Below are 22,077 nucleotides of genomic sequence, written 5' to 3' on the forward strand. Positions count from 1 at the left end.
TCCAGTAAATTTGCTGCTTCTTTTAATTGAGATTTAAATAAGTATGCATTTTACACTTCAAAAATCTAACATTGCAAAACAATCGTCTATAAAAATTACAGGTTCAAAAAGTGAATCTAACAGATTGTTGCTATTACAAGCGTTATACCCAGAAATAGAATTGAACAATGTTTCAAATTCTGATGATAGTAATTTAATGACCAACGCATTAAAATCTTCATCTAAAGTGGTAGATATTCATCACGCAGGTACTGCAATGCGGTTTTTAACTGCTTATTTTTCTATTCAAGAAGGGAGAGAAACGGTACTTACCGGTTCTAAACGTATGAAGGAGCGCCCCATTAAAATTTTGGTTGAAGCCTTAAAAGAATTAGGCGCCGAAATAAGTTATGTGGAAAATGATGGCTTCCCTCCAATAAAAATAATTGGAAAAAAACTTACCAAAAACAAGGTATCATTAAATGCAAATGTAAGTAGTCAATACATTTCAGCGTTGTTATTGATAGCTTCAAAATTAGAAAACGGTATCGAATTAACACTTGAAGGCGAAATTACCTCGGTGCCATATATAAAAATGACCTTAAGTTTATTAGACGAAATTGGCGTAGAATCAACTTTTAAAGAAAATACAATTACTGTAAAACCTAATTCAAATAAGTTAGAGCCTAAAACACTAACTGTGGAGTCTGATTGGTCATCGGCGTCATACTATTTTAGTATCGCAGCTTTAAGTCCTGTGGGTACTGAAATTACTTTATCATCTTATAAAGAACATTCACTACAAGGCGATTCGGCATTAGTTTCAATTTACAAACACTTCGGAGTTTCTGCGCAGTTTCATGAAAATTCGGTAACCTTAACAAAGGAGAACACGACTTTAACACCGCTTAATCTAGATTTAAAAAACGCACCAGATATAGCACAAACCATTGCAGTTACCTGTTTTGCTTTAAGCATACCTTGCGATTTAACCGGCTTACATACCTTGAAAATTAAAGAAACCGACAGACTGGTCGCTTTAAAAACAGAAATTGAAAAATTAGGTGGTAGCGTAAAAATCACTGATAAATCGTTGCATTTGGCAGCATCAACAGCAATTAAATCTATGGTGTCTATAGCCACTTATAACGATCATAGAATGGCAATGGCATTTGCACCTTTAGCTCTAAAAACCTCAATTGTTATTGAAGATGCTATGGTGGTATCAAAGTCCTATCCAACCTTTTGGGACGACTTAAAATCTATTGGTTTTCAAATAACTAAATAATAATCACGCATTTACTTGACAACCCCTATCTTCAGATTGTATATTTGCAATCTTGTAAAAATTAAACACGCCTAAAAAATTAAATAATTTATGAAATTATCACACTTCGGCTTTGAGTTACCAAGCGAGTTATTAGCAGAATATCCTGCAGAGAATAGAGATGAATCTCGATTAATGGTTTTGAACAGAAAAGATCAAACCATTGAGCATAAAATGTTCAAAGATATCATCGATTATTTTGATGAAGATGACGTTTTAATGCTAAATAACACCAAGGTATTTCCAGCTAGACTTTATGGTAATAAAGAAAAAACAGGTGCAAGAATAGAAGTGTTTTTGTTAAGAGAATTAAACGAGGAACAACGCCTTTGGGATGTTTTAGTAGATCCGGCTCGTAAAATAAGAATTGGTAACAAGCTTTATTTTGGAGACGATGATACTTTAGTTGCAGAGGTTATTGATAACACTACATCAAGAGGGCGTACATTACGTTTCTTATACGATGGGTCGTACAGAGAATTCCGTATCAAACTTAACGAATTAGGAGAAACACCACTTCCAAAATACATCAAAAGAGATGTAGAGCCTCAAGATGAAGAGCGCTACCAAACTATATTTGCTAAAAACGAAGGTGCTGTAGCGGCTCCTACCGCAGGTCTTCACTTCTCAAAACACTTATTAAAACGTTTAGAGATTAAAGGTGTAAAATTTGCAGAAGTGACGCTTCACGTTGGTTTAGGAACTTTTAATCCTGTTGAGGTTGAAGATTTGTCTAAACATAAAATGGATAGCGAAGAGCTAACAATTGATTCTAAAGCTGTTGAAATAGTAAACACTGCAATTAAAGAAAAACGTCGCGTATGTGCCGTTGGGACTACCGTTATGCGTGCTGTAGAAAGCTCGGTTTCGTCAAGCGGTTTACTTAACGAATTCGACGGGTGGACCAACAAATTTATTTTCCCACCTTACGAATTTAGCATTCCAAATGCCATGATTACTAACTTTCACACGCCAAAATCAACACTGTTAATGATGGTTTCAGCATTCGCAGGTCACGAATTTATCAAACGTGCTTACGACGAGGCTATCAAAGAAGGCTACAAATTCTATAGCTACGGTGATGCTATGTTAATCATCTAAAAGCTAAGGTTTTAAATATAAAAGGGTCCCGTTTTAGCGGGACTTTTTTTATGAATTATTTGGGCATTCCACAGGGGGCGGGCTTTCACTACTCGCTTCCTCCTGCGTCGGCGAGCTTAAACATGCCGTTCAATCCCTAATGCAAATTACTGCTCGCATTTAAAAATCGTCAATCAGTAATTCGGCAATCGTAAAACCTTTGCTTACTTTTGCAACTAATCGATTATAATTAATCCAAGTTTCAGGATTAAAACATGGAAATCAAGAAAAAAGACATACGCGCATTAACCAAAGAGCAACTCCGAGAATTCTTCGTGAATCAAGGCGATAAGGCCTTTCGTGGCAATCAGGTTTACGAGTGGCTTTGGCAAAAAGCAGCACATACTTTCGAGGATATGACCAACGTTTCTAAAGAAACGCGCCAAATGCTAGAAGATCATTTTGTTATTAATCATATCAAAGTCGATCAGATGCAACGTAGTTCAGACGGAACCATTAAAAATGCAGTACAATTACATGATGGTTTAATAGTCGAGTCTGTTTTAATTCCAACAAAAACCAGAACAACAGCCTGTGTGTCAAGTCAGGTAGGCTGTAGTTTAGATTGTAAGTTTTGTGCAACGGCACGCTTAAAACGTATGCGAAATCTGAATCCAGACGAAATTTACGATCAAGTTGTCGCTATCGATAACGAGAGCAGATTATATCATAATCGTCCGTTAAGTAATATTGTTTTTATGGGTATGGGCGAACCGCTTATGAACTATAATAATGTTATTAAAGCCATAGACAAAATAACATCACCAGAAGGATTAGGTATGTCGCCTAAACGCATTGTAGTGTCAACTTCAGGCGTGCCAAAAATGATTAAAAAAATGGCCGACGACGATGTGAAATTCAAACTTGCAGTGTCTTTACACTCAGCCATCGATGAGGTGCGAACATCCATCATGCCGTTTAATGCCACTTTTCCGCTTAACGATTTAAGAGAAGCACTTCAATATTGGTATTCAAAAACTAAAAACCGAATTACTTACGAGTATGTGGTTTGGGATGGCATCAACGACAAAAGAAAAGATGTAGATGCCCTTGTTGAGTTCTGTAAATTTGCGCCTAGTAAAGTCAATCTTATTGAATACAATCCTATTGACGATGGTGAATTTCAACAAGCCAATTCGAAAGCCTTAGAAATGTATGTAAAAGTACTTGAAGCAAACAATATTACGGTAACTGTTAGACGCAGTAGAGGAAAAGATATTGATGCCGCTTGCGGACAATTGGCTAATAAATCTTAAATAAACTTATATTTGAACGTCTTTTAAACCAACCAATTGAAAGTAGTAGAACAAATAAAGCAACCTATAGCCTACGAAATGGATCTTTTCGAGCAAAAGTTCCAGCTTTCTATGTCAAGTAAAGTGGCTTTGTTAAATAGGATTACGCATTACATTGTCAATCGAAAAGGCAAACAAATGCGACCTATGTTTGTGTTTCTTGTGGCCAAAATGGTATCAAATGGCGAGGTGAGCGAGCGTACTTATCGTGGGGCATCGGTTATAGAATTAATTCATACGGCAACTTTAGTGCACGATGACGTGGTTGACGATAGTAATCGCAGGAGAGGGTTCTTTTCTGTAAATGCCCTTTGGAAGAATAAAATTGCCGTTTTAATTGGCGATTTTCTGCTCTCAAAAGGCTTATTGCTTTCTATTGATAATAACGATTTTGACCTGCTTAAAATCATCTCGATAGCCGTTCGTGAAATGAGTGAGGGCGAATTGCTACAAATTGAGAAAGCAAGAAAATTAGACATTACAGAAGCTATTTATTACGAAATTATTCGTCAAAAAACGGCAACTTTAATTGCCGCTTGCTGTAGTTTGGGCGCCGCTTCGGTAAAGCCAGAATCGCAACATGTTGAAACGATGCGCAAATTTGGTGAGTTAATAGGAATGGCGTTTCAAATAAAAGATGATTTGTTTGATTATGGCGAAGAGCAGATAGGAAAGCCTACAGGTATAGATATAAAAGAGCAAAAAATGACACTGCCTTTAATATATGTGTTAAATCAGGCCTCAAAAAAAGACAAAAAATGGCTTATTAATTCCATTAAAAACCATAATAAAGATGTTAAGCGAGTTAAAGAAGTTATTGCTTTTGTAAAACAAAATAATGGCTTAGACTATGCGGTAACTAAAATGAAATCGTTTCAGCAGGAAGCACTTCAACTATTAAATATCTACCCCGAATCGGAATTTAAAAGTTCACTAATTCTTATGGTGAATTATGTTATCGATAGAAAAAAATAATTATTGCTGCATTTGTTGCTGTTGAATACGCTCTAAGTTTTGTTGGAAACTGTTGTCCGTTTCTAATGGAATGAAATTATCAGTTTGAGTCGTGCTATTCACCATGTTTTTTGATGTGCTCACATGAACCTTAACATGCAATTCTGCTTCTACTTTTCCTTTAAAAACACCCTTTACTGGCGAGCAATCGTTATAATTTCTTCCTATGGCTAATCGCACGTGATTTTCATTAGCGATGGCATTATTTGTAGGGTCAATACCTAGCCAGCCATAAAATGGAATGTACGCCTCAATCCATGCATGGGTAGCGCCTTCACCACGTGTAATTGCATCATTAGGGCAAATATAGCCGCTTACATAACGGGCAGGAATCCCTAACATTCTAACCATTTGCAAAAGTAAAACAGTAAAATCCTGACAAACACCAGCCTTTAATTTCCATACTTCTTCAATAGAAGAATCCACGTTAGTAATGCCTTTATGGTATTTAAAATTTTGGTAGATATATTCACATAGTTCTAAAACAGCTTTGTATGGCGATTTAGATTTTAAGTTTTTATATTCTATTAGTTTTAATACATCTTGACTACCACTAAATGGCCTATGCTGCAAAAAGTCTATAAAATTAATGTCTTGCTTTAACTTTTTTAGGGCTAACCATTGTGATGGTGTATCTACACTATCATCCGGAAAAATTCTATCAAAAGTGATAACTTCAACATCCGATTCTATAACCAATTCACTATGTGGTTCAGTAATCATAAAAGTACCAACACGATTATTATAAAAATCGGTAAAGGTTTCAACAAAAGTATTATTGGTAATGGTTAGGAAATGCGAATTCACTTTTTGAAATTCATCATTAATAGGGTGGAGCCTAATTAATGTAGCGCCATCAATAACATCCTTACTATACGTGTATTTGGTAATATGTTTTATATAAAAAGTCGCCATAAATTAAGTATTAGAAAAGTAAACTGAATTGATATTCAAAGATATATTTCTAATATCTGCTTTAATATCATCTATAAAATTATGCAATCCTTGAGCATTAATACTTTCAATAGTAGTGTATTTAATTGTGCTTTCAAGCTTTCCTAGTAAAAATTCTAAATTATTTTTCTCAAGCTCGTTACTTTCTATCAATTGATTGATATGTTTATTTAACTTATTAACACAGTAATACACAGACCTTGGGAATAATTTGTCTTGAAATACCATTTTTATAACATGGTCTTCATTAAAGGTAGATTTATGTGTTTTTAAATATAACTGATAACCTCCAACAGATAAAAGTAAGTTTTTCCAATAAATGGTTTGTTCTAATTTATCGGTTGTTTTACCTATGTCGGCGAGTTTCAGAACCGTAAAATCTGAAATTTGAATAACACGTTCTAAATATTTACCAACGTTCAAAAAATAATAAGAGGCACCACGCTCTTGCGTGATGTCTAAGGTGCCGTTATAAATTAAATGATGACTTTTTAACTCTTCCAAAAATTGAACAGGGTCCTCTTCTTTGAGTTTTTTAGGCAAATCTTTACGAGTAAGATGCAAATAATAGTTATTGATGCACAACCACATTTCTCTTGATATGTGTTCTTGAACGCTTCGGGCATTTTCTCGAGCCCGAGTAACAATATTAAGAAGCGAATTAGAATTGTCAAGATTGAAAATCATAAAATCAATGCATTCAATGGCGTCTTCAGTATAAAATTCGTTATCCGAAGTCGTGAAATTATTTATTATTGGTGTCCAAGAAAACAGTTCTGGAGAGTCTTGATTGGCATAAAAGTTTACCTTTAATAAACTTAAAATACCATTGCCACGTTCCATGTATCTTTCTAACCAAATGAGGTTATTTGCAACTCTACTTAACATATATTGTTTTTTTTAAATTTATTGAAGTACCCAAGTGTCTTTACTACCACCTCCTTGAGAACTGTTAACTACTAATGATCCTTTTTTAAGTGCGACTCTGGTAAGTCCGCCAGGGCAAATATCAATACCATCTCTACCAGAAAGCGCAAAAGGGCGTAAATCGATACAACGCGGTGTCAGTTGCCCATCAATATAACATGGCGCAGTCGACAATCTTAAAATAGGTTGTGCAATAAAATTTTCTGGTTTCTTTTTTACATTTTCTAAATAATCTTTTATTTCAGCTTCTGAGGCCTCATGCCCCATAAGCATACCATAACCACCACTACCATCGGTTTTTTTAATTACCATGTCTTTGATGTTTTTAGCAACGTAATCATACTCTTCTGGGTTACCCAATTGATAGGTTTCTATATTTTTTAATATTGGTTCTTCCTTCAAATAGTATTTTATCATGTCTGGCACATAAATATAAATGGCCTTGTCATCTGCAATTCCTGTTCCAGGAGCATTTACGATATTAACATTACCTTTTCTATAAGCTGCCATAATTCCGGCAACACCTAATACACTTTTAGCATTAAATTCTAGTGGGTCTAAAAAGTCGTCATCAACGCGTCTGTAAATCACATCAACTTGTTTTAACCCATTTGTGGTTTTCATATAAACCGTATGGTTTTTAACTACCAAATCACTCCCCTCAACAAGTTCGATACCCATAAGTCTCGCTAATGTAGTATGCTCGTAATATGCTGAATTATAAATACCTGGAGTTAAGAGCACAATATTTGGGTTAGGTTTAATAGAGAGTTCTTTCAATTTTTTATAAAGCATGTTTGGGTAGTTTGACACCCCTCTAACATTACTTTTTGGTAAAATACCAGGAAATAATCGTTTTGAAATTTCTCTATTTTCAAGCATGTAGCTTACCCCAGATGGTGTTCTTAAGTTATCTTCAAGCACATAAAATTCACCATCATTATTCCGTATTAAATCAACTCCCGATATATGCACATAAACGTCGTAAGGCACTTTCACACCTTTCATTTCTCTTAAAAAATTAGGGCATGAGTAAATCAATTCGGCAGAAATAATACCGTCTTTAATTATAAATTGTTCATTATAAATATCTTTAATGAATAAATTAAGTGCTTTAAGGCGCTGTTTGATACCTCTTTCTATTTTATCCCATTCGGCTGCTGTTATAATTCTTGGTACAATATCGAAAGGGAATATTTTTTCGATACCTTCATTATCATTATATACAGTAAATGTAACCCCTTGCTTCATAAATAGCTGTTTTGATAATTCTTCCTTTTTATAAAGAATATCGGGTGAGGTTTTTTTAAGATATGCATTTATAACATCGTATTGCGATCTAATATTCGTAGGATCTGTATGCATTTCATCCCATGTTTTAGGGACTAATTCGTATGTAGAAGATAGCGCGTCGTTTGTCATATATATTTGCTTTTTAAAAGTAGAAAGATTGTAATATATTATTAATCAATTTAAGGTTTTTTAATAAATAAGTCATTGTTTACTTTATTTTGTTGAATATTATTTTGTATTTGAAGAAAAACACTGCGAAATTTTGTTATTTTCTAAATCTGATAACATGAAAACCCCCAATCTTTAAAAAATTCTTAAAAAAATTTTATACTGCAGGCAACCATTTATATAAAATTTACGTCTTTATAAATAGAAGTCTCAATGAAATATTCATATTTTAATTTTCTAATTATTGAAATACTTAAAATGAGTATTAATTCTGACCGATGAAAAAAAAGAGTTATCGACACATAAAATCATTTTTGAAAGTTATTCCGTTACATAAAAACGAATCGGCGTTGATAAAAAAAGCGATTAATAATAATCGTGAAGCGCAGCATGTACTTTTTGAATTACATGCTCCAAAAATGTTAAGTGTGTGTAGATATTATATAAAAGATTTGCAGCAAGCTGAAGAAGCCATGTTAAACGGTTTTTTTAAAGTGTTTTCAAATTTAAAAAGCTTTAAAAGTGAAGGCAGTTTTGAAGGTTGGATAAGACGCATTATGGTAAGAGAATCTATTTCGTTTTTAAGACAACAAAAGCAAGTCGAGTTTTTATCTGAAGAAATAGAAATTAATAACCAGCTAACTGATGTCATTCACACTAATTTAGAAGTAGCAGAAATACAACAAATTATTGATGATTTGCCCGAAGGCTACAAAATGGTATTTGTTTTATATGCTATTGAAGGTTATAAACATCATGAAATTGCCAACTTATTACAAATTACAGAGGGCACATCAAAATCGCAATTATTTAAAGCTAGAAAAATGCTTCAGCAGAAAATAAAAAAATTAAACAACTTAAGTTATGGCACCAAATAATATTGAAAATAGCATAAAAGATAAGCTTGAAAAGAGAGCCTTAACACCATCGGTTGATGCATGGAGCAAACTATCTAACAAGCTAGATGTACAAGAAAAAAAGCAAAATAATAAGGCATTTTGGTGGCTTGGAATTGCCGCGAGCATTATTGGTGTTGTATTTGTGGTTTCTCAGTTCTTAAATGATAATACTCAAGAAATTAGCATACCAAAAATAGCCGATTCACCAGAGGTAATTCAGGACGAAAAATCGAATGCTATTGTTTTAGAAAACACAGATTTAAATGCCGTTGAAGACCTCAGTGCAAGTCCTATTGAAATTCATGATGTAAAGAAAGAACAAGATATTGTTACTGTGGTTAAAAAGAGTGAATTGGCTAAAAAAGAAGTAGCCAAAACCACAAGTATTGTTGAAACACCTAGGAAAGAACTGAGCTTTGAAGAACAGAAAATACAAGATGTTGTAGCTCAAGTTCTAATTATGAAAAATGAAAATCAAGAAATTACAGATGCCGATATTGAGCAACTGTTAATTGAAGCCCAAAAAGAAATTAAATTAAATAGATTAAATAATGAAACCCTAAATGTGGTTGATGCCAATGCACTACTTCAAGACGTTGAACAAGAGCTAGATCAATCTTTTAGAAGTAAGGTTTTTGAAGCCTTAAAATCAAGTTTCGATTCGGTAAAAACTGCAGTTGCCCAACGTAACGATTAATAAAAAATTCAATCATCAAATCAATTAATTAAAATCAAAACGAACAGTTATGCAAACAATTACAAAACAAGTGGTGCTTATTATCATGGCCTTAAGCATGCAACTTCTTTATGCTCAAGACACCATTAGAAACGTTAATAATAAGTATAAAATAGAAACATTAGAAGATATTAAAGAGCTCATTAAAGAAGAAGAACGTAATTTCTTAAAAGCAGAAGTTGAAATTATTAATTCACGTTTAAGCAATGGTGAGATTACCCAAAAGGAAGCAGAAAATCTTAAAAAGCAATTGGCAAAAAAGCGCGCTCTAAATATTGAGAACCGGTTGGACATTATAAACAATAAAATTTCTTTATTAGAACGGAATGATGAAGGGTATCACATCAACAATGAAGAGGATTTATCGAGAGTTGGTTTTAGTATTGGTGGAAATGACGACAGTTTTGCAGGTGTAAAAATTAATTATAAAAACAAACCTAAGAAATACGATTTACGAACTTCCAGCGATTTTGTATTAGCCTTTGGTTTAAATAATGCCATTATTGATGGTGAAAAATTAGATGATTCGCCTTATAAATTTGGAGGTTCTCGATTCTTCGAAATAGGTTGGGCGTGGAAAACAAGAGTATTTAAGAACTCAAATTTCTTGAGATTGAAATACGGGTATTCTCTTCAAATTAATGGATTAAAACCTACCGATAATCAATATTTTGTTCAGAATGAAGGCGAGACTTATTTAGAAGAATTCCCAGAAAAACTTAAAAAATCTAAACTTTCTATTACCAATTTAGTATTTCCTGTGCATTTTGAATTTGGCCCTTCAAAACGAATTGATAAGGATACTTATTTTAGATATTCCACAAAAAATCAATTTAAAATTGGCATTGGGGGTTACGCAGGTTTCAATATAGGAACAAGACAGAAATTGAAATATGAACTGGATGGAGAGCGCATTAAAGACAAACAAAAGCGTTCGTTCAATACTACAAACCTCGTTTATGGTTTAAGTAGCTATATCGCATTTGATGATGTGGCACTTTATGTTAAGTACGATTTGTCACCTATATTTAAAAACCAGACGATAGACCAGAATAATATTTCGTTAGGAATTCGATTTGATATGGATTAGAACGGGTTTTTATTCGAAGTCATTTTGTTTACAGAAAACTAATGCCGTGTCTGCCACAAATTTCTGTAACTTTTTCAAAATCTGGTGGTCCTGGAGGTAATTTTGCTATTTCTTGAAACATCAATTCGATACCAGCTGGAAAAGCTGAAGTCATCATTTTAGCTTTTTCAGTTCCTATTACTTTCCATGAATGGGGAACGTTTTTAGGAGCAAAAGCCACATCACCAGGATTTAAAATAGTAGCTTGTCCATCTACCATGATTTCAATTTGGCCTTTAATAACTCTAAATATTTCATCTTCTAAGGTGTGAATATGAGGAGGAATACCAACACCTGGTTCAACATTATCAACCCATTCTACTATTTGGTTTCCAGTATCGCTTCCAACTAGTTTGTGGGTTTGTATATCGCCAATAACGTTTAATACATCACCTTCTGAATCTTTAACAATTTTAGGTTTGGCATTAGTAGAAAATGTGTTTTTGGCTTCTTGATTTTGGCCTTGAAGCAATTTAGGAACTAGCGCAAGGCCTAAACCTATACCTGTAGTTTGAATGAATTTTTTACGGTCCATGATTTTGTTTTATTGCAATTTACACTTTCAATTGTCTCATTGCCATGTGAAAATCACAGTAATCTCTTAGAATTTAGGAATTCCTACCCCTTTCGCAATGCCGAAGGGGTTATTCCTGTATGAGTTTTAAAAAAGTAACTGAAATAATCGGGTGAAGAAAAACCTAAATCAAAACTAATCTCTTTTATTGATTTATCTGAGAATTTTAATGCGTGTCTGGATCGCATAAGTAATTGTTCTATAACAATGCTTTTTGAGCTCACAGAAAGTACTTCTTGGACACATTCATTAAGATATTTAGGTGTAATATTTAAAAGTTTGGCATAATAAGCTACATCATGATTTTCTAAAACATGTGCGTCAACAAGCGTTTTAAATTTATATACAATATTGGATTTAGAGTTGTTGTTCGAGGCTACCGATTTAATATTACATTGCCCGTCGCAATAAACAAAAAAGGTGTAAAGTAAAGAAAGTATAGCATCCTCTTTATGATTGAGATGAGAACCTGCAAGTTCATCAATCATTTCAAGTATGGCCTGAGTTCTTTTCTCAATTCCTGGACTTAATTTAAAAAGAGGAATTTCGCCAGAGTTAAAAAGTCTTACCTTATTGATATGAAGATTGCTTAACGCCGGATTATTCAAAACTGTTTTAGACAAATATAAAATATAGCCGGCAGAGGTTGAACTGTCTTTTTTCAATACCTTCCATTGATGTCTTGGGTCTAAGAAAAAAATAGAATTAGAGACATCCTTATAGAAAACACCATTTAATTCAATGCCCTTTATTTTGTTTTTAATCCAACAAAAAGCATAGTTTTCACTATTGGGTTTTACTGTAATCTCTTTAATTATTTGCGATATGTTAATTGAATCTTCAATCATATTTTACAAATTAAATAGCCTGATTAAGATTTACAGTTATTGATTTAGAATATTTTGTATCGTTTACTATATGCAGAAGATTAGGTATTATAATATGAGTTAATGTTGGTTGAACACCTAATTTAATAAATATTATCTGAATAGAAAACAGAAAAACTTAAGAGCCTAAGTATCAGTGTCAATATGACATTTTGACTAATGAAAAAATGACAATTATTCTGAAATTTTAAGAAATTAATCATGTTTTTATGTCATTTTTATTTTGGTATTTTTTTTGCATTACACTCAATGAAAAAATAATATTTTCAAATTTGAAATCATGTTTAATTTAAAATTTTGTAATTATGAGCAACTTAGTTAATGTTCCTAAAAACGGAAGTTTATCAAACAGTAATTCAAATGTAAGCTTCCCAAATTGGTCTAACTGGATAGATGATTTATTCAATAGAGATTTACCTTCGGTATTTACCTCAAATTTTAATACCGGTATGTCTTTACCGAAAGTTAATATAAAAGAAACTGCTGATGCATATCTTGTAGAAATGGCGGTTCCCGGACTAAAAAAATCAGATTTCCATATAGACATTGATAATCAAGTTCTTTCTATTTCAACTGAAACGAAAGATGAAAAAGAGCTTGAAGAAGAGAATTACACAAGACGCGAGTTTGGTTATGCTTCTTTTAAAAGATCGTTTACACTGCCAGAAAGTGTTGATGATGATAAAATAAATGCGAAATACAATGAAGGTATTTTAACAGTGCATTTGCCTAAAAAAGAAGAAGCAAAACAAAAACCAGCTAGAAGTATTAAAATTTCATAATTGATAAAGTCATTTTGGGATTTAATTACATAAAAGGAGGTACATATTTTGGCCTCCTTTTATATTAAACATGCTTTTCATGTATTACACATGCCCAAAGTAATGACTTATGCCACTCAAAATACTTTGTACTGCGTAAGATGCGAGAATAAGCCCCATAATTTTACTAATGACTGTAATTCCGTAACTCCCGATGCGCTCTTGTAAATGATTTGCAGTTAAAAGAATTAAGCAAGTAATCCCAATTACAACCAATACAAGTCCGGTTGTAATACTTTGTTGCTGGATGGTGTAAATATGATTATCAGTCATTAAAACTACGGCCATTATTGCTCCTGGGGACGCTATTGAAGGTATGGCTATTGGAAATATGGTAACATGTTTATAGTCTGTAATTCTGTTTTTTTCTTGCTCTGGTTTACCATCGCCAAATATCATTGTTAATGCGAAAAGGAATAGAATAACGCCTCCTGAAATTTGAAAAGCATCTAGACTAACCGACATACCTTCTAAAATTAACTGCCCAATCACAATAAAAAACAGAAGGATAAAAAAAGCCATTACCGAAGCTCTTATGGCAATTTTTTTCTTATGTGCTATGTCAAATTCCTTTGTGGCTTCAAGATATACAGGAATAGATCCAATCGGGTCAATAACTGCAAATATGAAAAACAAGGTGGTTATATATTCTGCCATATTATTTTATGCGTATTGCTTTTGTGGTGAATGAAAGTCCTTGTTGTCCAACAGTAGAATTCATAATACCTTCAAATAAAGGTTCCGGACAACCTTTTGGAATGTTCCATTCAAATATGAAGTTCGACCCTGTTCCTCCCGATGTATCAATTTCATCAATTATAATTTCAGTAGTTTCCATAGGTGCCAAAAAAATGGGCTTTTCAAAATACGTTCTCACTGGTACACCGTGTGTATCAAAATACTTCGCTTTTAACAAGTAAATGGTGTCCGTATCACTGGTGTTTCTCAAACTAACCATGGCCGTTAAATTGTGAGTTTTATGTTCAGACATGCTATAAATTTGCGAGTAAATAGAAAGATAAGATTTCCCGTATTCTAGCGAATCTTTAGTGCTTAAATTAGCTGTTCGTTTCGACCAGTTTTCTGGATTTATAGAACTAATTTCTTTGGTTTCGTTACATCCCAAAACCAGAACTAACACTATTAATAGATTAATTATTTTCATAGTCTTTATTTATCGATTTAAATCATTATTGATAAACCCTAATATAATCAACTACCATCGGGCTCTCGACGAAATTAGGGTCAATATCAGGCTCTATTGCTATGTTTAATATAATATAATAATCAGAATCGTAAGGCCAAGTATCAGAATTTTTTATTGTTGGTTGGTATTTATAATGTTCAACCCCATCAATACTAAAAATCATTTTATCTTTAGACCATTCGAGAACATAATTGTGAAATTTAGTAGAAGCACCTTTAATATTTTGACCTCCAATATTCTTAACATCAGAGCCGTACCCTGAACCATTGTGTACTGCACTTGAGACATAATCTTGATTTTTACCCCAATGTTCCAATATATCTATTTCGCCACAAAATGGCCACTTTGTGGTGCCGAACCCTTGATTGTCCCAATATGCACCATCTTCATCAATATTTTTATTAAGCATCCAAATGGCTGGCCAAGTTCCTATGCCTGCTGGCAGTTTTGCTCGAATTTCAACGCGACCATAGGTAAAGGCGAATTTTGAATTTAATCGTGCTGCAGTGTATTCTTTTACCTCGCCATGAGCTTCAAATGATTCCTTTTTAGCAACTAGATGCAAATACCCATCTTTTACATATGAATTTGTATCCCTATTGGTATAATGCTGAATTAATCCACCCCACCAGCTACCACTAGGAGGAAGCTTAGTTTGATGAAACCATTTTTCTTGATTAATTGTTCCTTCAACATCAAATTCATCAGACCACACTAAAACATCAAACTTTGGATTTAAACTCGTTACAATGTTTTCTTTAGATGTATCAGGAGTTTCTTTAAAAAATGCGAAAATTAGATATGAGAGAAAAATAAACCCAATTATGAATAGCGTGTATGTTTTTAATTCATTAGTCATCTGTAGTTTAATTTATAATGTGTTGTTTTTTAGTTTGATAAAGTCCAGGTGTTACCTAAAAATCAGTATTCTCAATGTTTACAACCATGAGTTCATTTTGAGAATTTAAAATTAGTAGCCTATGAAATATTGCTATATCTTTTTCAACTTGGGTATTTACTGAATGAAATAAAAAGATGAGAATTACGACGATAATTTTTTTCATAATTGTTGGTATTATGGTTGTAATAAAGTTCCTAAGTATGGTAAATCTCAAGTTGATTTACTCACATTTATATACATTTCAAACGTACTTCATCGTTTAAATATAGTCTAAAAAAGTAATCTTAATAACTATGATATCAACTCGCGTTATTCAGCTTTTTTAATATTAATAACCGAAATGTAAATTCCAATGGCTAATGAAATTCCAATAAATAAAAGCGAAAACCATTCAGGAATATCCACAAAGTTTGCTGTCATTAATTTTATTGAAACAAACAAGAGTATAGAAAAAACACTGTATTTTAAATATTTAAATTTTTCAAGCATATTTGAAAGAAAGAAGTAAAGCGAACGTAAACCCATTATAGCGAATATATTCGAACTATAAACAATAAATGGGTCTGTGGTTACGGCAAAAATAGCTGGTATACTGTCTAAAGCAAATAGTAGATCTGTAAATTCAATGGTTAACAATGCGCCAAAAAGAGCCGTAAAAACGCGCTTACCGTTAATTTTGGTAATAAATTTCCCGCCGTCAAGTTCGTTACTAAATCTAAAATATTTCATGATGCTTTTAGGCTCTTTAGCATCCTTATGTTCGGCTTCTTTTTTTAACATTTTTAGAGCACTGAATAGAAGTAACAGACCAAAAATTATACTCATGCCATGTATTTTGTGTATCAGCACAAGTCCAACACTTATTAAAATGGCTCGAAATATAATGGCACCTAATATGCCTAAAAAAAGTAATTTGTGTTGGTATTGGCTAGGGATTTTAAATGATGTAAAGATAATTGCGATAACGAATAAATTATCAACACTTAAAGAGAGTTCAATAATATAGCCAGTTAAGTATTTAACTAGCGCTTGATTAGGGGTTAAATTATTTATATTCTCAACAAGAGATTGACTAAAGCACCAATGCAATATTCCGGAAAATATTAAGGCATTTGAAATAAAGAAAATGGTTTCGAAAATCGCCTTTTTTACTGAAGTTACTTTATTCTTTTTATGTAGTATAAAGAAATCTATAAATAAAAGAATTAGCACATAAATAATTAAAATGATCCAAGGCGTTAAATGATTCATACGATTCAATAAATATTTAGTTTCAGCATTTATTTTCGCGTTTTCAAATCAATTATAAATCAGCGAACTTTTACCGTGTAATGGAAAGATAGCAAATTGCAATGAATTCTAATTGGAAATTTAACCCAAAAAGTTACTTGTTGTAGTATGCTCACAATTAAGTGTTTGTAATTTAAATATAGGTTAATAGATAACCAATAAATGCACTGCCTAAAACAATAAAGGCACTATTCAATTTTTTAAAAACGAATACAACAACCAAACTTGCAATGGCTATGACGATTGTTCGCCAATCTGTTATAGTATCTTTTGCCATTTCTAGACAAACAGCAATTATTAATGCTACCGCGGCTACATTTACGGCATTTAAAATGGCGCCTAATATATTTGATTTTCGCATTTTTGGAATTAATGGATTTAATACCAATACGAAGAAAAATGACGGCAGGAAAATTCCAATTGTTGCAGCCAATGCTCCTGTTATTCCATGCATTTGCCAACCTATAAAAGTAGCAGTAGATAGAACAGGGCCAGGTGTAATTTGTCCCACAGCAACGGCGTCAATTAAAGCTTGTCTTGTAAGCCAACCATTTACTACTAATTCAGAATCTAGAAATGCAAATAAAACATAGCCACTGCCATAAAGTATGGCGCCAACTTTTAAGAAGGTTAAGAATATTTTAAATACTCCAATTTTAGAAGGATCGGCTATCTGAAAAATAATAAGCGGTATGAAACTCTTTAAATTACTCGTATTTTTTTTAAACAAATAAATGCTTAAACCAAGTAAACCGCAACCAAAAAGCGCAATTATTTCATTAACACCCAATAAGCAAACCACCAAAGTTATAATACCTAAAATGGCGAGCTCCATATTTTTTACTGCCTTTTTTCCTAGGCGGTACGCTGCCATAATTATAATGGCAATAACTGCAGGTTTAATACCGTAAATAAAAGGCTCAACGTTAGGTAGTTGGCCGTATTTCTGATAGAGCCAAGCAAAAATAGCAGTGATAACTACGGCAGGAAAAATAAAACAAAAACCAGCAACAAATAGTCCTTTCCAACCGGCTCGTTCGTAGCCGCAATGCATGGTCATTTCAGTAGAATTTGGGCCAGGAATTAGATTGGTAGCGCCAACAAGATCTAGAAAGTGTTCTTGGGTCATCCACTTTCTTTTTTTAACAACCTCATCTTCCATCATGGCGATATGAGCTGCAGGACCGCCAAAAGCAATACTTCCTAATTTAAAGAATAATTTCGCTATTTCTTTTAGTTCATTTTTTTGAGCCATTATATGTTCAGTTCAAAAGTTTCACGTTAGCATGGTTTTTAACTTTCTACACTAATTTACTATAGGTCTGTTGTTATTTTCTACAAGAACACTCATGATGTTTTTCGAGATACGCAATGGTTTCCAAACTTAGTTCTTCCACAATTGGAATATTTATGTCAGCCAGTTTTTTAAAATAAATACAAGCTTTTCCCATTTTGAATTTCCCTAGGTCTTTCAAAAGTGCATCACTTTTTTCTGTTTTTGAATAGACGTAGAGGGAGAATTGCGCTTTTCTTGGTGAGAAACCTAATAAAGGAGCATCACCTTCATGACCACTTGCATATTTATAGTGATAGGTTCCAAAACCGATTATTGTCGGCCCCCACATTTTTGGTCCAAAACCAGACCATTCACTCATTAATTCTATTAGCTTATAGCTATCGGCTTTCTTTTGATCGTTGTCTACATAAGATTCAATAAAATCAAATACATCTACTTCAGTTTCAGTTGTTTTATTTTTAACCATTTCTTTAATTGTGTTAAGTGCTTTAAAATGCCTGCCTATGTGTTCGTGTGTGATTTCGGAGTAATAGAACTAAGATAGTAAATTAACAGAAACCTATAATTCAAAGCATCTAGTTTTCCGAATGAAATCAAGCGCAATAAACTATACGCGTTGTTGGCGTGTCGTGGTTTAATTTAATTATTATAGTTTTGAATCTTTCGTTCGTCACGAATTTCACCTACATGATAATATGCTATAATTTGCTCAATGAGATTGTCTTTTGCATAATACCATTCACTTACATCCAAACTAAATTCTTGACCTTGTTTCGCTGTATATCTTACACATGCTTTATTTGATTCATAAATTACATCGTGAATCTCAAATTCATATCCCAGAAATTTATCCTTATTTTCTTCAATTAAGTTTGTATACGCTTTTTTTCCTTCTATGATCCCGAAAGGGCTTGTGTGTTTGAAATTTTCAGAGATTGGCAAATTAAGAAAATCACCTTTTTCCCATTTGTCAAACCATTGTTTCACTAAATCTTTTAAGTCCATTTTATAAATTAGTATCGCAATTTAGTATGTGCGCCAACGTGTTTGTAACAAATTAGTTGCGTGGTTTAGCCTCTAATTTAATAAACAATAACGAGCTCGAGAAAATTTAGAAGAAATAATCCAAACAAGAAACGGCCAAAGCAATGAATTATAAACGTTGTAGACAACTGGTTTTTATTTTGAATAAGCACCTGAAGAATATGTCAATTCATAACTATGCGTGTAGATTTCAAATACAATTCCAAACGGGTCTTCAACATAACACATTTTGAAAGGCTTGTCATTCGGATAGTATGCTCTTATTGGCATTCTTTGTTTTCCTCCATAAGACAAAATTTTATCAATGAGTTCTTCAATATTTGGGTCTTGTATACAAAAATGAAATAGACCGGTATTGAAAGGATTAAATTCAGGTGCTTCTTTAATTCCATTCGGAAAAGAAAATAATTCTATTCCAATACCGTCAGAAGTTGCTAAATGAGCGATTTCAAACGACGTCCAATCGTTTCCGAAAACGTCAATGCACATTTGACCAATAGCAGTTTCCTTTTCTTTTTTGACTTCTGAAGGCTCCATAATTATGTACCAGCCCATTACTTCTGAATAGAATTTAACGGCCTCTTTTATATTTGGAACTGTTAATCCGATATGCGAAAATGATTTTGGATAATTTTTATTCGTTGTCATAAGTTAAATTTTAGATTGCAAAAATAATCTATATTTGCCTAATCGGCAATAACTTACTAAAAAGGAGTATAGTTACTAAAATGAGTAAAATAATGATAATCAATAATTTAAAGTTGTAATTTTGATGAAAGAAAATAGTTGTCCATTAAATTATACTATGAAATTAATAGGAACAAAATGGAAACCTTTAATTCTATTTCATTTATTAGAAGGCGGTTTACGTTCAGGAATATTACAAAAGAAAATTCCAGAGATTTCAAATAAAATGTTTACACAAACAGTAAGAGATCTAGAAAAAGATGGACTTATTTCTAGAAAAGTTTTTCCTGTAGTTCCTCCTAAAGTGGAATACAGATTAACCACTAGAGGGAAATCACTTGAGAATATTTTAAGAAGTTTGGATAATTGGGGATTGGAAGATTGTCAGAATTAATTTAATGTGCTCGATTTCAAACTTGTTGTTTAACGGTTTTGTGAATGATTAGTTGCGTGTTTAAGCAACTAATTTAGCAAACAAAACCGAACGCGAGAAAATTCCGCAGGAATATTCGTAAGCAGTCTATAACAAGCAATGAATTATAAACTTGTTGTGCCTGCCTAGGGTAGGTAGGCTATCGTTATTCTTTAATTAGTATTTGAGTTATTATGCCATTACTTCTTTTCAGGAAGTGCTGCCCCTTTTCATTTTTGTATAACCTTATAATCGCAGCCCTACCGGCAAAATAAAAATTGTCTTGATGCCAATATAATTGCGTTTGGTTGTCTTCCGTTTTAATGAATAGTTCGTTGTTTTCAAAGATTAAGGAAAGCCTTTGGCGAATCTCAAGTCCTTCTGAATGGATGTAATCCCCTAAAAAGGATTCAACGTCATCTTTATTGGCTGAAAGTCTTAAAACTTCTGGAGTCTTGGAGCCATGATTCCCTAGTAACGAATCAATTTGATGGTACAGCTCTGTAGCCTCAAACCTGAATACAGATGATATAAAGGCCACACTTCGAAAGGCTTTCATGTACTCTGCCGTCCTGTTTTTCAAAAAAGGATCATCCAATAGATATTGTCTGGCTTCTTTTGTAGTAAAGTTGTTGAATTGATGTTCTGCATGATTTGGATCTATGTATGCCCGGTTATATCTGCTGTCATCAGCTTTTGCAATTAAGGTGGCATTACTGTCGGTAATATCTTCTTGTGTTACCGTATATAAACCATTTAATCTAGGCATGAGCACAGAGTATTTATCCGGCAAGTTTTCCAGATTGTCCATCAAGCGTTCATAACCTCCTCTATTAACACTAAAATTTACAAAACCATCATATGGACGTAACTCATAGGGTGTAGATTCCACCGTTAATAAGTCCTTATAAACCTTATAAGCCATTGAGTCTTTTCGAATAAAATGTTTGAATATTCGCTTGGAGTCTTTTATATCAATAAGAATATCTTCTTGTATCTGGGTAAGGATAGTTTTAATTTTTTGCTCGTTTTTAGACGCATTATAGGCATCATTTATGGCGACAGCAATCAAGATTCCTATCACCACTAGAAAGATCTCACCAATGGCGTATTTAAAATACTTTCCAGCTTTATTTTTTCCCATAAGGTCGTATCTAATCTTTCTAAAAAACTTAATCATATATCTAATTTAAGCATTTAGTTTGTCCGCAAGCCGCTTTCTCAACCAAATGTCCACTGGACATTCGATTTTGTTGCACAAAATTATGTTTCGATAATCTAAAGAATTTTATCATTGGTTAGCGGTTTCTGTTAATGAGCTATACACGGTGTTGTACTTTCGTTATTTCTCAATATCTTCTTCAATTAATACTATAGTTTTTTCTACTATGTCTAGAATATTTTTACAAATTGATGCTATATAGGAATTATTTGATGAAGCTAAAACATATGTATTTTTTAAACTTTTATCACCTTTAATCATTTCAATATTCTGTTTTAATAAAATGGAATCATTTTTATCAAAATCCACTTTTTTTGCATTAAACATTAGCTCATAATCGATAGAATTAATATTTTTTTTATAAAGGAATTCGTGATACTCATATTTTAAATGTTCTTCCATCATTGCAAGTTGCACATATTTCGAATTTAAATTTAAAAGATGTTGTCGTATTTCATTACTATTAATTAATGACAATTGACCGGAACTTTTAAGTTCACTAAATGAGTTGTTGTTCGGGTGATGAACTCTCCAAATAAATGCTCTGAACTGATTTTTATTGAAAGAGACTAAATCTTGTTGTCTTTTTCCATCAATGTAATCCCTTATAGTATCAGAAGCTTTAGATTGTGATTCTTTAAATTTTATCATTTTTTCTAAAGCAATTATTTCCTGATTTAAATCTTGAAGAATATTATTTAGATGTACAATTTCATTTTTTCTCAAATCACTATTCTCTCGACTAATATTTAATTGCAAAGCAATCAAAATACCAATAACAACAAGTATAATTTCTCCAATGGCGTATTTGAAATACTTTCCAGTTTTATTTTTTTCCATAAGGTCGTATCTAATCTTTCTAAAAAACTTAATC

At 32.7% G+C, this 22,077-nt stretch carries 24 protein-coding genes; 9 read left to right on the forward strand and 15 right to left on the reverse strand.

The genetic code is table 11. The features are described 5' to 3' along the window. Positions 1-43: 43 nt before the first annotated feature. The 4 genes from aroA to BUA46_RS10835 all read left to right on the forward strand — a co-directional run bounded on the left by aroA (position 44) and on the right by BUA46_RS10835 (position 4,716). Positions 44-1,267, forward strand: a complete 1,224-nt coding sequence (gene aroA, locus BUA46_RS10820; RefSeq protein ID WP_019387773.1) for a 3-phosphoshikimate 1-carboxyvinyltransferase — start codon at positions 44-46, stop codon at positions 1,265-1,267. 90 nt (positions 1,268-1,357) lie between these two features. Continuing rightward, positions 1,358-2,407, forward strand: coding sequence for a tRNA preQ1(34) S-adenosylmethionine ribosyltransferase-isomerase QueA (queA, locus tag BUA46_RS10825; RefSeq protein WP_019387774.1), 1,050 nt, complete (start codon positions 1,358-1,360; stop codon positions 2,405-2,407). A 254-nt stretch (positions 2,408-2,661) separates the two neighbouring features. After that, the gene (rlmN, locus tag BUA46_RS10830; RefSeq protein WP_019387775.1) at positions 2,662-3,702 is read left to right on the forward strand and encodes a dual-specificity RNA methyltransferase RlmN; all 1,041 of its coding nucleotides are present in this window, start codon (positions 2,662-2,664) and stop codon (positions 3,700-3,702) included. 36 nt (positions 3,703-3,738) lie between these two features. Further along, a complete protein-coding gene (locus BUA46_RS10835) occupies positions 3,739-4,716 on the forward strand; it encodes a polyprenyl synthetase family protein (protein ID WP_019387776.1) in 978 nt (325 codons plus the stop codon). Here BUA46_RS10835 and BUA46_RS10840 read toward each other — a convergent pair whose 3' ends face one another. The 3 genes from BUA46_RS10840 to BUA46_RS10850 are packed head-to-tail and all read right to left on the reverse strand — an operon-like array spanning position 4,717 to position 8,058. Then, positions 4,717-5,670 (reverse strand): transglutaminase family protein, encoded by a 954-nt coding sequence (locus tag BUA46_RS10840; protein ID WP_019387777.1) that lies wholly within the window; start codon positions 5,668-5,670, stop codon positions 4,717-4,719. Between the two features lie 3 nt (positions 5,671-5,673). Next, positions 5,674-6,597: an alpha-E domain-containing protein gene (locus BUA46_RS10845; protein ID WP_019387778.1), complete on the reverse strand. Its 924-nt coding sequence runs from the start codon at positions 6,595-6,597 to the stop codon at positions 5,674-5,676. An 18-nt stretch (positions 6,598-6,615) separates the two neighbouring features. After that, positions 6,616-8,058, reverse strand: coding sequence for a circularly permuted type 2 ATP-grasp protein (locus tag BUA46_RS10850; RefSeq protein ID WP_019387779.1), 1,443 nt, complete (start codon positions 8,056-8,058; stop codon positions 6,616-6,618). Positions 8,059-8,375: 317 nt separating this feature from the next. Here BUA46_RS10850 and BUA46_RS10855 point away from each other — a divergent pair, with 317 nt between their 5' ends. From BUA46_RS10855 to BUA46_RS10865, 3 genes are read left to right on the forward strand one after another with little or no spacing between them, the layout of a single operon-like run. Then, positions 8,376-8,975, forward strand: a complete 600-nt coding sequence (locus tag BUA46_RS10855; RefSeq protein ID WP_019387780.1) for an RNA polymerase sigma factor — start codon at positions 8,376-8,378, stop codon at positions 8,973-8,975. Continuing rightward, the gene (locus BUA46_RS10860) at positions 8,962-9,693 is read left to right on the forward strand and encodes a hypothetical protein (protein WP_019387781.1); all 732 of its coding nucleotides are present in this window, start codon (positions 8,962-8,964) and stop codon (positions 9,691-9,693) included. The genes BUA46_RS10855 and BUA46_RS10860 overlap by 14 nt, the downstream gene beginning before the upstream one ends. Positions 9,694-9,742: 49 nt before the next feature. Beyond that, a complete protein-coding gene (locus BUA46_RS10865) occupies positions 9,743-10,822 on the forward strand; it encodes a hypothetical protein (protein ID WP_019387782.1) in 1,080 nt (359 codons plus the stop codon). A 28-nt stretch (positions 10,823-10,850) separates the two neighbouring features. On the opposite strand, the gene BUA46_RS10870 is transcribed toward BUA46_RS10865, so the two are convergent. Both BUA46_RS10870 and BUA46_RS10875 read right to left on the reverse strand, forming a co-directional pair. Next, complete coding sequence (locus BUA46_RS10870; protein WP_019387783.1) at positions 10,851-11,396, reverse strand: cupin domain-containing protein; 546 nt, start codon at positions 11,394-11,396, stop codon at positions 10,851-10,853. An 83-nt stretch (positions 11,397-11,479) separates the two neighbouring features. Next, on the reverse strand, positions 11,480-12,283 hold the full coding sequence (locus BUA46_RS10875) for a helix-turn-helix domain-containing protein (RefSeq protein ID WP_019387784.1): 804 nt from the start codon (positions 12,281-12,283) through the stop codon (positions 11,480-11,482). A gap of 344 nt (positions 12,284-12,627) precedes the next feature. Here BUA46_RS10875 and BUA46_RS10880 point away from each other — a divergent pair, with 344 nt between their 5' ends. Next, the gene (locus tag BUA46_RS10880) at positions 12,628-13,104 is read left to right on the forward strand and encodes an Hsp20/alpha crystallin family protein (RefSeq protein ID WP_019387785.1); all 477 of its coding nucleotides are present in this window, start codon (positions 12,628-12,630) and stop codon (positions 13,102-13,104) included. Positions 13,105-13,188: 84 nt separating this feature from the next. On the opposite strand, the gene BUA46_RS10885 is transcribed toward BUA46_RS10880, so the two are convergent. The 8 genes from BUA46_RS10885 to BUA46_RS10920 all read right to left on the reverse strand — a co-directional run bounded on the left by BUA46_RS10885 (position 13,189) and on the right by BUA46_RS10920 (position 19,530). Continuing rightward, entirely contained in the window at positions 13,189-13,800 is a 612-nt protein-coding gene (locus BUA46_RS10885; protein WP_019387786.1) for a MarC family protein, read from the reverse strand. A gap of 1 nt (position 13,801) precedes the next feature. Further along, complete coding sequence (locus tag BUA46_RS10890; protein ID WP_019387787.1) at positions 13,802-14,308, reverse strand: DUF3124 domain-containing protein; 507 nt, start codon at positions 14,306-14,308, stop codon at positions 13,802-13,804. A 25-nt stretch (positions 14,309-14,333) separates the two neighbouring features. Further along, positions 14,334-15,209 carry a glycoside hydrolase family 16 protein gene (locus BUA46_RS10895; protein ID WP_019387788.1) on the reverse strand — a complete coding sequence of 292 codons (876 nt, stop codon included), beginning with the start codon at positions 15,207-15,209 and terminating at the stop codon, positions 14,334-14,336. Between the two features lie 351 nt (positions 15,210-15,560). Next, positions 15,561-16,502: a TerC/Alx family metal homeostasis membrane protein gene (locus tag BUA46_RS10900; RefSeq protein ID WP_019387790.1), complete on the reverse strand. Its 942-nt coding sequence runs from the start codon at positions 16,500-16,502 to the stop codon at positions 15,561-15,563. A gap of 172 nt (positions 16,503-16,674) precedes the next feature. Beyond that, a complete protein-coding gene (gene chrA / locus BUA46_RS10905) occupies positions 16,675-17,796 on the reverse strand; it encodes a chromate efflux transporter (RefSeq protein ID WP_019387791.1) in 1,122 nt (373 codons plus the stop codon). Positions 17,797-17,869: 73 nt separating this feature from the next. Further along, positions 17,870-18,304 carry a DUF1801 domain-containing protein gene (locus BUA46_RS10910; protein WP_019387792.1) on the reverse strand — a complete coding sequence of 145 codons (435 nt, stop codon included), beginning with the start codon at positions 18,302-18,304 and terminating at the stop codon, positions 17,870-17,872. Positions 18,305-18,477: 173 nt separating this feature from the next. Next, entirely contained in the window at positions 18,478-18,843 is a 366-nt protein-coding gene (locus BUA46_RS10915; protein ID WP_019387793.1) for a nuclear transport factor 2 family protein, read from the reverse strand. A gap of 174 nt (positions 18,844-19,017) precedes the next feature. Next, complete coding sequence (locus BUA46_RS10920) at positions 19,018-19,530, reverse strand: VOC family protein (protein ID WP_019387794.1); 513 nt, start codon at positions 19,528-19,530, stop codon at positions 19,018-19,020. Between the two features lie 124 nt (positions 19,531-19,654). Here BUA46_RS10920 and BUA46_RS10925 point away from each other — a divergent pair, with 124 nt between their 5' ends. Further along, on the forward strand, positions 19,655-19,963 hold the full coding sequence (locus BUA46_RS10925) for a winged helix-turn-helix transcriptional regulator (RefSeq protein WP_019387795.1): 309 nt from the start codon (positions 19,655-19,657) through the stop codon (positions 19,961-19,963). 184 nt (positions 19,964-20,147) lie between these two features. Here BUA46_RS10925 and BUA46_RS10930 read toward each other — a convergent pair whose 3' ends face one another. Together BUA46_RS10930 and BUA46_RS10935 are read right to left on the reverse strand one after the other, a co-directional pair. After that, on the reverse strand, positions 20,148-21,161 hold the full coding sequence (locus tag BUA46_RS10930) for a DUF6090 family protein (RefSeq protein ID WP_019387796.1): 1,014 nt from the start codon (positions 21,159-21,161) through the stop codon (positions 20,148-20,150). A gap of 162 nt (positions 21,162-21,323) precedes the next feature. Further along, positions 21,324-22,043: a DUF6090 family protein gene (locus tag BUA46_RS10935; RefSeq protein ID WP_019387797.1), complete on the reverse strand. Its 720-nt coding sequence runs from the start codon at positions 22,041-22,043 to the stop codon at positions 21,324-21,326. Between the last annotated feature and the right edge of the window lie 34 nt (positions 22,044-22,077).

It is taken from the genome of Algibacter luteus (assembly GCF_900141715.1).
GTDB classification, from domain to species: domain Bacteria; phylum Bacteroidota; class Bacteroidia; order Flavobacteriales; family Flavobacteriaceae; genus Arenitalea; species Arenitalea lutea.